Annotated in this window: 8 protein-coding genes; 4 read left to right on the plus strand and 4 right to left on the minus strand. The window is 36.0% G+C overall.

Features of this window, described 5'->3' with window-relative positions; all coding sequences use genetic code 11:
- Positions 1-15: 15 nt before the first annotated feature.
- The 4 genes from OZP12_RS12315 to OZP12_RS12330 form a co-directional block, all read right to left on the minus strand.
- Positions 16-1,839 carry a right-handed parallel beta-helix repeat-containing protein gene (locus tag OZP12_RS12315; RefSeq protein WP_281225298.1) on the minus strand — a complete coding sequence of 608 codons (1,824 nt, stop codon included), beginning with the start codon at positions 1,837-1,839 and terminating at the stop codon, positions 16-18.
- 28 nt (positions 1,840-1,867) lie between these two features.
- On the minus strand, positions 1,868-2,647 hold the full coding sequence (locus tag OZP12_RS12320; protein WP_281225299.1) for an L-fucose dehydrogenase: 780 nt from the start codon (positions 2,645-2,647) through the stop codon (positions 1,868-1,870).
- 38 nt (positions 2,648-2,685) lie between these two features.
- Positions 2,686-3,033: an L-rhamnose mutarotase gene (locus OZP12_RS12325; RefSeq protein WP_281225301.1), complete on the minus strand. Its 348-nt coding sequence runs from the start codon at positions 3,031-3,033 to the stop codon at positions 2,686-2,688.
- 83 nt (positions 3,034-3,116) lie between these two features.
- A complete protein-coding gene (locus OZP12_RS12330; protein ID WP_281225302.1) occupies positions 3,117-4,565 on the minus strand; it encodes an alpha-L-fucosidase in 1,449 nt (482 codons plus the stop codon).
- A gap of 521 nt (positions 4,566-5,086) precedes the next feature.
- On the opposite strand from OZP12_RS12330, the gene OZP12_RS12335 reads away from it, so the two are divergent.
- The 4 genes from OZP12_RS12335 (at position 5,087) to OZP12_RS12350 (ending at position 13,551) form a co-directional block, all read left to right on the plus strand.
- Positions 5,087-6,742, plus strand: coding sequence for a UxaA family hydrolase (locus tag OZP12_RS12335; RefSeq protein WP_281225303.1), 1,656 nt, complete (start codon positions 5,087-5,089; stop codon positions 6,740-6,742).
- Between the two features lie 341 nt (positions 6,743-7,083).
- Entirely contained in the window at positions 7,084-9,540 is a 2,457-nt protein-coding gene (locus OZP12_RS12340) for a carboxylesterase family protein (protein ID WP_281225304.1), read from the plus strand.
- Between the two features lie 99 nt (positions 9,541-9,639).
- The gene (locus OZP12_RS12345) at positions 9,640-11,505 is read left to right on the plus strand and encodes a glycoside hydrolase family 35 protein (protein ID WP_281225305.1); all 1,866 of its coding nucleotides are present in this window, start codon (positions 9,640-9,642) and stop codon (positions 11,503-11,505) included.
- Between the two features lie 33 nt (positions 11,506-11,538).
- A complete protein-coding gene (locus OZP12_RS12350; protein ID WP_281225306.1) occupies positions 11,539-13,551 on the plus strand; it encodes a beta-mannosidase in 2,013 nt (670 codons plus the stop codon).
- The last annotated feature ends 264 nt before the right edge of the window (positions 13,552-13,815 follow it).

Consider the following 13,815-nt stretch of genomic DNA (forward strand, 5'->3'; position numbering starts at 1 on the left):
TTCGAACTAAAATCATTATTTAATATTCAAATCTTTTATATCGGTTTTGACTTGCTTTTTAGTCATTTTGGATGTGGCAATTTTCGGCTTCCAACTCGTATTAAAATGATTCTTTTTGATAATTACATTGTTACAAGCAGTGAGTGTAAACGAATTTTCATTGGAACCCGCAGGAAGCAAATCAGATGGATTAATTGTATTATTCACAAAAACCAAACCATCTGTAGAACGAGCCGACAAAATTGACTTGTCGAATATTTTGAAAAGGTTATTTTCAATACGAATGTTACGATGTACATAATAACCACTCACCAATTCATGATTTTCCGGTGCTATATTGATGATCGTTCCTGAATTATAGGCACATTCCTCAAAAGTGTTGTTCCGAATCGTAACATCTTTCACCGGGCCAGACTCAAACCAACTCGAAGCATCATTTGCAATCAGGATGGCGTGCATTCCTGTCCGGTAAAAAATGTTGTTTTCTATTAAAACTTTTCGGCGTGTCGTTATCAATAATCCTCTGGTATTTGTACGCTCGAATCTTGAATTTCGAATGGTCACTTCCGGAGTCCAAGTTATGTTCTCGATAACATCTCCAACATTTACTTTATCCGAAATTTGCCCGTCCAAAACCAATTCCATTTCTTTTTTTCCGATCAATTTTGCCGACTTCAATTTACCTAAAATAATTGGTTTTAAAGTTTGTGGGCTTACAAAACTGATACTGTCTCCTGCAAAAAAAGCTTCAAAACCATAAGTTTGATGATGCATGAATTGCACCTTTATTTTTTTATCAGCTGTTATTTCAGAAATTTTCAAATGAGTCCCATGAACGTTAATTGGGTCGTCATGAGAGCCAGAAGTCTTGCAACCGTCAACCAAGATTTTTCCTTTGCAGCCTGAAAAATGAAAACAATCTGCAAATGACGAAATCACACGACCTGAATCTTCACGAGGAGCAACAATAACTTTTGAAAGTGTAATATTTTCGGCAAATTGAGAAACGATTCCCAATCCGTGCATAAAATGCATCTTTACATTAGATAGGACAATATCTTTGCTCAAAGTAATAAATCCACCGCAATTATCTCTGTAGGTATCACGAATCGAAAGCACATCACCCACTTTATAATTTGCTTTTGCAAAATCCCCCTCAAACAAAACTGTTCTTTTTTCTTCCTGAATCGTTTTAGCTTTTGCTTTTAAAAAAAGTTCAAATGAAGAGTAACGCATCAAATCGTTTTTCGGATCCAAAGAAATGGTATGATGTGAATTGCTTTTCCACCCTTCGCCATAAAATCCAATTTTCCCGTTTTCAATAAAATATCTTGAATCGGGATGAATTTTCATTTTGATTGCCGTTGGCGAAACCGAAGTGATTGTTAATTCAGACATCGTTGGCCTTTCGTAGTCGAATTGGACATTTTTAATTTGAATATTTTGGCAATTAAACAATGCAAACGAAACCATTTTTCCATGTAAAATCACCAAAGTATTATTTCCATCCAAAGTCACATTCTTCAAATAGTCAAAGAAAAAGCCAATATTTTTTACTTTTGATAACGTATCACTTTCGGTTGAATTCGAAATATAAATTTCCTTTTTAACAGCATCTTCAGGCCATAAATCAATTCGTCCACCCGGTAATTGAAGGACAACATTTTGTTTGCCTTTGCATTTTTCCAAAGCTTGTCGAATTCCTTTACTTGCATTCAAATAGCTATTAGATTTCACGCCAAATTGCGACACTTTAATCGTATCGGCAATCTGTGCTGAAACGCTAAAAGTGATTAGAAGTAATAAAAAAAGTAAAACTTTTGCTTTGGAAAAATTCATTTTAGGCTATTTATTTTTTAATTAAAACTTACAGTGCGCGATCCAAATGAGTATAACCTCCATCAACATAAATCAATTGACCTGTGGTGTGGCTCGATTTGTCAGACAATAAAAACACCGTCATGTTTGCTATTTCTTCGGCAGTTGTCATTCGGTTTTCAAACGGAATTTTGGATGTAATCTCTTTTAATTTTTCTTCCGGGTTTTCAAGTGTTTTAATCCATTTGTCATATAATGGTGTATAACATTCGGCCACGATTACAGCGTTTACACGGATTCCGTATTTCAATAATTCAACAGCCCATTCGCGGGTTAAAGCGTTACGTCCTCCGTTTGAAGCAGCATAAGCCGAAGTGTTTCCTTGTCCGGTATCAGCGGTTTTAGAACCAATGTTTACGATTGAGCCTTTCGTTTTTTTCAATTCAGGCAAAGCGTGTTGCGCCATCAAATAGTAATGCACCAAGTTTTTGTGAACCGAAGCAACAAATTTTTCATAATCACCACTTTCTAGACCCACACCGTCATTTACACCTGCATTGTTGACTAAACCATCGATTCGTCCACACATTGCAATTACCTGATCAACGGCTCTCTTGCAATCGTCCGGATGAGTAAGTTCAGCTACAACAGACAAAGCCTTTCCTCCTTCAGCTTCTATTTCTTTGATAGCGATTTGATTGTCTGCATCAACTCTACCCACGATTACAGGAATAGCTCCCTCCGAAGCCAGAACTTTACAAATTCCAAGCCCGATTCCCTTTGCTCCTCCAGTAACAATTACAATTTTATCTTTTAAATTAAGATTCATCTTTTATATTTTTTTTAAAATTCTATTTTACAAAATGCTTAACCGTTTTGATGCAAGTCAAATATTTTATCCATCATCATCCACTTTTCACCTTCCTTAGTCCAAGGCAAAGCTTTTTGATATTTCCACATCAATTCTTCCCATTCCTGAACCTTTGGATTATTGGCATCCATTTCCCCTTTTCTTTCGAATGAAAAAGTTTCATTGGCCTCAATAATCATAAACATTCTGTTTCCAACACAATAAATATCAAGGTTTTCAATTCCTGAACCGATGATACTTTTTGTGATTTCCGGCCAAATTTTCTCGTGCATTTTTTTGTATTCTTCCATTAGTATTGGATCTTCAATCAAATCTAATGCAAGACAATATTTTTGAGTTATCATTCTTTGTTAATTTGTTTTAGTTAATTGTTTATGGTTTAAAGTTAATAATTGCCTGATTAATAACCATTCAAAAGAAAAGCCTTTTACTGTGCACTTATTTTTATAACTGTACCAGCTTGTTTTGCCATTTCTGTTCTCAATGAATTAGGAATCGTAACACTAATCCCGCCGTTTACGTATTTATAATTCAGTTTTTGTTTATTTGCCAAAAGTGTAACATTCAATTTCCCTTTCAAACTGTTTTTTATGACGATTTGTGAAGGAAGTTCTTTTTCATTCTCAGTTGGAATATAAATTCCGAAAACTGTTTTTTCTCCTTTTGAAGTATAAAATAAATTACCCTCAGAATAAGGTGCAATTGGTTTTGTGGCATAAATAGCATCTCCGTTTACGTCAAGCCATTTACCAACTTCGGCCAAAGTCTGTTTGATTTTTGGTTCGAATTCTCCTTTTCCATCAGGACCAACGCCTAACAATAAATTCCCTCCTTTGGCAACAATTCCAGTCAGCAACTGAATCACTTCTTTACCTGATTTATATTTATCATTTGGTACCCAACCCCAATCATTTCCAAGGGTAACACAACTTTCCCAAGGCACTGGAATTGGTTTTTCAAGCACTTTTCGCTCAGGAGTCAAATAATCCTCGTAATCGCCCGGCACCCAACGATCCACTACAATTAGTCCCGGTTGTTTTTTACGTGCAGTTTCCGCGATGAGTTTCATATTGATATCTAAATCCTGACGGCCTTTCTTTCCTTCACTTTCCTTTACATTAGATACTGGACGAACCCATCCACCATCAAGCCAAAGAATATCAACCTTTCCATAGTTAGTCGTCAATTCATCCAACTGATTTTGACTGTATTTTACAAAACTTTGCCATTTCTCAGGATAAGCTTTGATGCTGTAATTCGGATTCCTGTCTTTTGGAGGATAATATTTCCACCAAAAATCCTGAGAAGTCCAGTCCGGTTTCGAGAAATAAATCCCAACTGACAGACCTTCTTTTCGCGAAGCGTCTAAAACATTTTTCAGCACATCGGCATTTGGATTTTTGGCGTATGGCAAATTCGGATTGGTAATTTTGAAATCTGTAAATTTCGAATCATACATACAAAAACCATCATGGTGCTTGGATGTAAAAATCAAATACTTTACTCCAGCACTTTTGAACATTTTTGCCCATTTTTCAGAATCCAAATGTATCGGATTCAAACTGAAACGTGCCCTACGATAATCTGAAGCAAACGAATCGTAATCATCATAACCGTTGCGCGTTACCCAATCTTCGGGAGCCAATCCCCAGGACTCGCAAATTCCTAATTGGCTATACAACCCCATATGAATCAAAACCCCAAATTTATAATCCTGCCATTTGGCTAAATTTTCTTTTACAGCCTTGTCTTTTGGACCTACATAAGAGTCATACGGTGTTTTTTCGTTTTCAGGCATGATGTCCCCTTGCGCATGAGACAAAGTAACTGTTGCAAAACAACAGAGTACCAAAACTAGTTTTATTTTATTTTTCATAAGTGGAAAACTTTTTTATCCGTTGTCTTATATATAATGACTTTCTTTTTATTTATTTCAATAAGTATTTTTAAGAAAACGTTATAGTAGTTTTTTCAGTAAACATCACTATCAACAACTAAAACGTTTTAAATTTTTAGGAGTACCATCTGAAAAAATAAAATTATTGTATTAAAAAGAAACTTATTAACTCAAAATTATCATTATATAAGCAATTATTATCTTAACATTTGAAGGCAAAAAACAACAATATATTAACCATTACTTCTATTTGATTATTTAATGTAAAAAAATAAAAAGCATGCCATAAATTCTGATGAAGACTAAAAGACAATAGATTATATCACTCTTAATTAGATAAACGTATTCAGTTATTGCACTCTCTTTGTTTTAAAATAATTAAAGATAAATAATAGCTAAATATGGATAAAATCGAGTCAATCGCTAAATTGATTAAGATGTAATTTTGAATTTCAAAATCAAGCTAATTATATTTTTAAAAAGCATAATCAAAATAAACAATGTCAGTAAACGAATCTAAAAGTTTAGTAGTAAAAATGCATCCAAGTGACAATGCCCTTGTAGCATTAGTGGATTTGACAAAAGGTACAGAAGTAACTTTTGAAGGGCAAAGCTATATCCTTCAGGACGATGTAAAGGCTAAGCATAAATTTTACACCACCGACCTAAAAACTGGCGATGAAGTGATGATGTACGGTGTCTTGGTTGGAAAAGCACAATTTGACATTCCAAAAGGAAGCCTGATGACAACTGACAACCTTAAACACGCTGCAGATCCATACGCTTATCGAAAAATAGACTATCAATGGACAAGTCCTGATGTTTCTAAATTCGAAAACCGAACTTTCAACGGTTACAAACGTAAAGACGGAAGCGTAGGAACTGCCAATTATTGGATTTTTATCCCAACTGTTTTTTGTGAAAACAGAAATCTTGACGTAATCAAAGAAGCGCTTTACAATCAGCTAGGATATGCTGTTACTGCAAAATACAATCAATTTACTCACGATTTACTGACCGCTTTCAAAAACGGGGAAGATTTGGCGACTGCAGATATTCATTTGAACCCAAACCCAAAAAGCAATCGTGTTTTTAAAAATATAGACGGAATCAAATTCTTAAATCATCAAGGAGGTTGTGGCGGAAATCGTCAGGATTCTGAAACTTTAAGTAAATTATTGGCTTCTTACGCCAATCATCCAAATGTTGCAGGAGTTACTCTATTGAGTTTAGGATGTCAACATTTGCAAATCAAAAATTTTGTTACTGATTTAAAGGCACAAAATCCAAAATTTGATAAGCCTCTTTATATTTTTGAGCAACAACAAATGGTAAGCGAGGAAGAATTAATTGCACAGGCAATTAAATCGACTTTTATTGGTTTATCAGAAGCAAACGAAATTGAAAGAACAGCACAACCATTGCATCATTTAAATATTGGTGTAAAATGCGGTGGGAGCGACGGATTCAGTGGTGTATCTGCCAATCCTGCCGTAGGTTACACAGCCGATTTACTTGTTGCATTAGGTGGAAAAGTTTTGTTGGCAGAATTCCCGGAATTGTGTGGAGTGGAACAGAATATGATTGACCGTTGCCAATCTGAAGAATTGGCAAATAAATTCATTCGTCTAATGGAAGAATATGACGAACAGGCGCATAGAGTTGGTTCCGGTTTCTTCATGAATCCTTCTCCCGGAAACATCAAAGACGGTTTGATTACCGATGCTATAAAAAGTGCCGGAGCTGCCAAAAAAGGAGGAACTTCACCCGTAGTTGATGTTTTGGACTATACAGAATTAGCAACAAAACCTGGACTGAATTTAGTATGCACTCCAGGAAATGACGTAGAAGCTACTACGGGTCAGGCATCGTCTGGAGCTAACTTGATTTTGTTTACAACAGGATTGGGTACTCCAACCGGAAACCCAATTTGTCCTGTAATTAAGGTTGCTACTAATACTGTTTTAGCTACTAAAATGAAAGACATTATCGATATTGATTGTGGACCAGTTATCAGAGGAGAAAAAACAATCACCGAAATGGGCGAAGATATTTTAGAACTTTGCATCAAAGTTGCAAGCGGTGAAATTCTCCCAAAAGCGGTACAATTGAATCAGGATGACTTTATTCCATGGAAAAGAGGTGTTTCTTTGTAAACCCAAAAATATTTTTTTTATTTTTTAAGTGAAAAGGTGGGCTGATTTTATGATGCCTATCTTTTTTCTTTAATAGCTAAATCGTTTTTGGTTTAGATTGAGACCAAACTTTTAAACTAAAGTTTGCTAAAATATTTTTAAAAAATAAATAAGTTTATAACCCATTTTATTATTATATTTGTGGAAATAACATCGATTTATTTTGTTATTTTTTAAAAAAGCATGGAAATGAGATAGTTTCCATTTTTTTAACCCTTACTACTAAACCGATTTAGTTTGCGAAGTCATTTCTGAAAATTGAATTTAAAAACAAAGACGAATAAAACTAAAATTGATATAAAATGAGGACAGGATTAATACTCTCTTTGTGTTTTTTGAGTGCAAATTTAGTTGCACAAACAAAAGTCACTGGAAATGTTGTAGAATATTTCGGAAAGGAAAAAATTGTAACCACTGCCGAAGGAAATGTTTTGCATCAATTCAGCGATGGGTATTTTCTTCCTGCAGATAAAAAAAACGGTACCCTTTTTAACGGGCAAGATCCTGTAGCCTGGCAATATGCGGTTGGGAAATTCGTAAATCCAAATAAACAAAAAGGAGATTGGCAATCGATCAAACAAGATTCTGTTGGAGTTTTTAGCCAAAAAGAAATGAGATCAGCTTTTCTTTTTACAGAATATAATTCGCCAAAAGAACAAATTGCCCTTTTGGAAACTACTGGCGGAACACGCACTTACATCAATGGAATGCCTCACGAAGGCGATCACTATGATTTTGGATACACACTAATTCCTTTTAAATTACGCAAAGGAACAAATGAATTTGTGTACACAAAAGGTCGCTTTGGCAGGGTGAAATCTAAAATTGTAATTCCGTCAAAAAGTATACTTTTTACCAAACGCGATTTAACACTCCCAGATGTAATTAATGGAGAAAAAGATGAAAAATGGGCTTCAATCCGTGTCATCAATGCTACCGAAAAAGACTTAAAAAACCTTGTTATTACAGCAAAATTATCAAGTGGTGAAACCGCTACTTATGCAACAGACAACATTATGCCTTTGTTTGTCAGAAAAGTAAAATTCAAAGTTCCTGCTGCAAAAGCGGATTATACAGGTGAATTAAAAATGAAACTGACCCTTTCTGATAAGAGCGGAAAAGTGATAGACGAAACAGAAATACCTATTCAGCAACGTTCTGCCACGGTTCATCACGAGCGTACTTTTTTGAGCAAAGTAGACAACAGTGTACAATATTATAGTGTAGCTCCTGCATTGGGAAGTGGCCAAAAAGCCTTAGTTCTTTCAGTTCACGGTGCTTCGGTTGAAGCCCGTAACCAGGCTCGTGCTTACAAACAAAAAGACTGGGCAACTATTGTTGCTGCAACAAACCGTCGTCCTTTTGGTTTCAATTGGGAAGATTGGGGACGAATCGATGCTTTGGAAGTTTTGGCGGAAGCCAAAAAAGTATTCAATACAATCCCTTCACAAACTTATTTGACAGGACATTCGATGGGTGGCCATGGAACCTGGTTTTTGGGAACAACTTATCCAGGGAAATTTGCGGCTATTGCTCCTTGTGCCTCCTACCCTGACATCGCGACCTATGGATTCGATAAAGGTGATGAAATGAATGATCAGTTCAAAGCTTTTGAAAGCATCAACCGTTCAGCCAATTCAGGTCGTGTAAAGAGTATTGTAAAAAACCTGAAACAATCAGGTGTTTATATTCTTCATGGTGATGCCGACTCAACTGTACCTATTTCACAAGTTAGAGAGATGCGCCAGATTTTGAGCACTTTTCATCCAAATTTTTGTTATTATGAATATCCGGGAGGAGAACATTGGTACGGCGACCATTCTGTGGATTGGTTCCCTATTTTTGAATTCTTCAAACGTCAATCGATTCCCGCCAATAAAGAAGTCAAAGAAATTGATTTCTACACTGCTACGCCAGCAGTTTCTTCGACTGATTATTGGATAAAACTACAACAACAAATTCGTCCTTTTGATTTTTCAAATATCAATGCTAAAATTGATAAGCAACAAATTAATTTCAAAACTGATAATGTTTCTATACTTGAACTCGACTTACCTTCATTAGAATTAAAAGACGAAATCACAATAAATATCAACGATCAGGCTTTAAAAACTACCGCCGATAAAAAAGCGATTTTAGCTTTAAAAGATGGAAAATGGGCATTTATTAACGAAATCAACACTGCTGAAAAATACGCTGATCGCCAAGGTGGGTTCAAGTTTGCTTTCAATAACAATGTCGTTTTTGTCTATGCTACTGGCGGTTCAGCCCCAGAGCGTGAATGGTACCAAAACAGAGCCAGATTTGATGCGGAAACCTTTTATTACAGAGGAAACGGAAGCATTGATGTGATTCCTGACAGCGAATTTTCATTGAAAAAATACAAAGACCGAAATGTCATAATCTATGGAAATGCATCCAATAACAAAGCATGGAACTTATTACTGAAAAATTCGCCAATCCAAATTAACAACCAGCAAGTAAAAGTGGGTGATAAAATCCTTAAAGGAGATGATTTAGCCGCTTATTTCGTTTTACCAAGAAAAGACAGCAAAATTGCCATGGTAGGTGTTGTTGCTGGAACTTCGGAAGCTGGAATGAAAGCCACGTGGGCAAACAATTACATTTCGGGGATTACAGGTTTTCCTGATGTAATGATCTTTAAAGCCGACTTACTTTTAAAAGGTTTACCCGAAATGAAAGTGACCGGTTTCTTTGACAATGATTGGTCAACCAAAACATTAGAATTTCTGAATTAAAATAAAATATGTTACAACCCTAATTCGCTAATTAATAATGCTGCAAGAAAAAAATTAGCGATTAGGGTGGACATAAAAAACTGCCAACTTATTTATAAAATGAAAAAAAATCTATTCTCCCTTTTTCTTTTCCTTTTGTTGATTACAAATGCAATCGGGCAAAAAAAACATACGTTTGAAATTAAAGACGGTAACTTTATTTTGGATGGAAAAAACATTCAAATTCATAGCGGTGAGATGCATTATGCCCGAATTCCGAAAGAATATTGGCGCCACCGATTCCAAATGATGAAAGCAATGGGATTAAATGCCGTTGCGACTTATGTTTTCTGGAATTACCATGAAACGGCTCCGGGAGTTTGGGATTTTAAAACCGGAAACAGAAATATTGCCGAATACATCAAAACGGCTCAGGAAGAAGGACTTTATGTTATATTGCGTCCGGGGCCTTATGTTTGTGCTGAATGGGAATTTGGAGGCTATCCTTGGTTCCTCCAAAAAGTACCGGGAATGGTAATTCGTGGTAACAATCCGCAATATTTGGCTGCCACTAAAGCCTATTTCACGGCACTTTACGGTCAGGTTAAAAATTTATTGGTAACCAATGGTGGGCCAATTATTATGGTTCAGGGAGAAAATGAATTTGGTTCCTATGTTGCCCAACGAAAAGATATTTCGGTTGAAGAACATAAAAAATACAGTGCCGCGGTTTTCCAACAGTTAAAAGACGTTGGTTTCAACGTGCCTTTCTTCACTTCGGATGGAAGTTGGTTATTTGCCGAAGGTGCGCTTCCGGGAGCATTACCAACTGCAAATGGTGAAGACAATGTGGACAAACTAAAAGAGGTAGTAAATAAATTCAATGGTGGAAAAGGTCCTTATATGGTAGCAGAATTCTACCCGGGCTGGCTAGATCACTGGGCGGAACCTTTCCCGAAAGTTAGTGCTGAAAATGTTGCCAAACAAACCAAAAAGTACCTTGACGCAGGAATTTCTTTCAACTACTATATGGTTCACGGAGGAACGAATTTCGGATTCACTTCAGGAGCCAATTACGACGGAAAACACGACATCCAACCAGATTTAACCTCTTACGATTATGACGCTCCAATTAGCGAAGCGGGTTGGGCTACCGAAAAATACAATGCTATCCGTGAATTGCTGAAAACACCAAAAACACCTGCTATTCCAGCCAAAAACAACGTGATTTCGATTCCGGAAATTAAATTGACCAAAGCGGTTTCATTGGAATCTTTGAAAGACAAAATCAAACCTGTAAATGATGAAAAACCGTTAACTTTTGAAGAGTTAAATCAAGGGCACGGTTATGTTTGGTACAGCAAAAAATTCAAACAGCCAATCAGCGGAAAACTAGAATTAAATGGTCTTCGCGACTATGCAATTGTTTATGTCAATGGTGAAAAAGTAGCCGAATTGAATAGTTACTACAAAAAATACGAATGCACGATCGATGTCCCTTTCAATGCGACTTTGGACATCATCGTTGAAAATATGGGACGTATTAATTACGGGGCAAAAATAATCAACAGTACCAAAGGGATTATTTCACCAGTCATTATAAACGGAGAAACCATCACGGGTGACTGGAATATGTATCCTCTACCAATGGACAAAATGCCGAATCTGGCTGATGCCAAAAGCAATGCAAAAGCAGGAGAACCAACCCTTTACCAAGGTACTTTCAGTCTTTCCAAAAAGGGAGATACTTTCCTAGACATGCGTGATTGGGGCAAAGGAATTGTCTTTATCAACGGAATAAATATTGGGCGTTACTGGAGTGTTGGGCCACAACAAACCTTATATGTTCCGGGTTGTTGGCTGAAAGAAGGGGCTAACGAAATTGTAATTTTCGAACAAAAAAATGACAAGCTTCAAACAAGCGTTAAATCGATCGAAACACCAATTTTAGAAGATTTACAACCTGAAAAAGGCGAAGCTAAATAAAAATTAGATTTTGTTTAAATAAAACCAAAAGAAATGAATAGAATCAGAAAAAACAATTTAAGTGCATTGTTGCTTTTGGCAGGAATGTGGTTTTTAGGAACAAGCTGTTCGAGCAATAAAGAAAAACTTTCGATGGAAATCGATAAGGGTTGGCAATTCAGAGAAGTAACAAAAAATGATTGGCATTCTGCTACAGTTCCAGGCGAAGTTCATACTGATTTATTGAAAAATAAATTGATTCCGGATCCATTCTATCGTGACAATGAGAAAAAATTGGTTTGGATTGAGAAGAAAGACTGGGAATACAAAACCAATTTTAATGTTTCTCCCGAGTTTTTGAAAAAGAAAAATAATCTTTTGGTTTTCGACGGATTAGACACTTACGCCACTGTTTATATCAACGGAATTGAGGTTTTAAAAACCAACAATATGTTCCGTCAATGGTCTGCTGATGTGAAACAAAATTTGAAAGCGGAGAATAACGAATTGAGAATCATATTCAAATCGGCTCAAAATGTGGTTGATTCATTGGCTAAAAAAGATTTGCCCTATGTTATTCCGGACAATCCGAGATGTTATGTTCGTAAAGCGCAATATCATTTTGGCTGGGATTGGGGACCAAAATTCACCACTTGTGGGATTTGGAAAGCAGTTCGTTTAGAAGCATTCGACGAAAAAGAAGCTGAAGAAGAATACAAGGCACCTCATAAATACGAATTGGTTCAGGAAAAAGACACTGCAGGAGCTTCGTTTTATTTCAAGATTGATGATAAAGCAGTGTATATGAAAGGAGCAAATTACATTCCATCAGATGCGTTTTTATCAAGAATGACTCATGCAGAATATGACAAAGTGATTGCTACAGCCAAAGATGCCAACATGAACATGCTTCGTGTTTGGGGTGGCGGAATCTATGAAAATGATTATTTCTATGATTTGTGTGATAAAAACGGAATCTACATTTGGCAGGATTTCATGTTTGCCGGAACGATGGTTCCCGGTGACAAAGATTTCTTTGATAATGTAAAAGAAGAAGTAAAATATCAAGTTAAACGCTTACGCCACCATCCGTCGGTTGTGGTTTGGTGCGGGAATAACGAAATTGACGAAGCTTTCAAAAATTGGGGTTGGCAAAAGCAATTCAAAATAAATAAGAAAGATTCTATCCGTTTATGGAGTGACTACAAAAGACTGTTTCAAGACAGTATCCCAAAATGGGTAAAAGAAGTAGATCCATCGCGTCCTTACGTAAGCAGTTCTCCCCTATTTGGTTGGGGCAAAAAAGAAAGCATCAAACAAGGAGACAGTCACTATTGGGGAACCTGGTGGGGACTTGAAGACATTGAAATTGTGAATAAAAAAACAGGTCGTTTTGTGAGCGAATACGGAATGCAGGCGATGCCAAATTATTCTACGATTGAAAAAATCACTCAGGAAGAAGATAGAAAATTGTATTCGGATGTGTTGAAAGCGCACCAAAAAGCGGGTAAAGGATTTACAAAATTAAATAGTTATATTCAACGCTATTTCAAGGATACAACACACGTAAAAACTTGGTCTGTCAAAGATTATACTTATTTGACTCAATGTTTACAATATTATTCTTTTAAAAACATCATTGCGATTCATCGTTCCAAAGAACCATACAATATGGGGACTTTATTGTGGCAGTTGAACGATTGTTGGCCGGTTGCGAGCTGGAGTATTACAGATTATTATAACCGCCAGCCAAAAGCCGCTTGGTACGCTGTAAAAGAAGCCTACCGTGACGATGTAAAACCAACAATCGACAAGGTTCGCCCAATTGATTTGAAATTGAAAAATCCTCAAATCACTTTCAAAGTTGAGGGTGACAATATCACTTTGAAAGCTACAAAAGGCGCCAAATTTGTATGGATTGATATAAAAGGTTACACTGGCAGATTAAGTGATAATTATTTTGATTTGAAAGCTGGTGAAGAAAAAACTATTTCGATTCAAACTCCGATTTCAAAACCGCAAATCACGATTACTTCGTTGTTTGATGTTTTGAGTAGAAACAAATAAATAAGAAAATCAATTAAAAAACTCAAAACATTTGATTTTCAAACATGACCTAACAGGCTTTAAAAACCTGTTAGGTCTAAATCAATAAAAAAGAAATGATTGCAAAAAAACGAATTGTTTCCTTTTAGCCCCGATGGAAGGGAAAATCCTTTTTATCTCGTTTTTTGGGACGAGATAAAAAGATTGGAATGACAGCGGGAACAATGTTCATAAAAATGCCAATTGTTTGTGCTCCTAAAAAAGATTTAGATAAAAAATAAAATT

This window comes from Flavobacterium aquiphilum, from assembly GCF_027111335.1.
GTDB classification, from domain to species: domain Bacteria; phylum Bacteroidota; class Bacteroidia; order Flavobacteriales; family Flavobacteriaceae; genus Flavobacterium; species Flavobacterium aquiphilum.

Coding starts and splice junctions, on each gene's coding strand:
- OZP12_RS12350 (WP_281225306.1), top strand. CDS start 11,539: ATGAATAGAATCAGAAAAAACAATTTAAGTGCATTGTTGCTTTTGGCA.
- OZP12_RS12340 (WP_281225304.1), top strand. CDS start 7,084: ATGAGGACAGGATTAATACTCTCTTTGTGTTTTTTGAGTGCAAATTTA.
- OZP12_RS12345 (WP_281225305.1), top strand. CDS start 9,640: ATGAAAAAAAATCTATTCTCCCTTTTTCTTTTCCTTTTGTTGATTACA.
- OZP12_RS12330 (WP_281225302.1), bottom strand. CDS start 4,565: ATGAAAAATAAAATAAAACTAGTTTTGGTACTCTGTTGTTTTGCAACA.
- OZP12_RS12320 (WP_281225299.1), bottom strand. CDS start 2,647: ATGAATCTTAATTTAAAAGATAAAATTGTAATTGTTACTGGAGGAGCA.
- OZP12_RS12315 (WP_281225298.1), bottom strand. CDS start 1,839: ATGAATTTTTCCAAAGCAAAAGTTTTACTTTTTTTATTACTTCTAATC.
- OZP12_RS12335 (WP_281225303.1), top strand. CDS start 5,087: ATGTCAGTAAACGAATCTAAAAGTTTAGTAGTAAAAATGCATCCAAGT.
- OZP12_RS12325 (WP_281225301.1), bottom strand. CDS start 3,033: ATGATAACTCAAAAATATTGTCTTGCATTAGATTTGATTGAAGATCCA.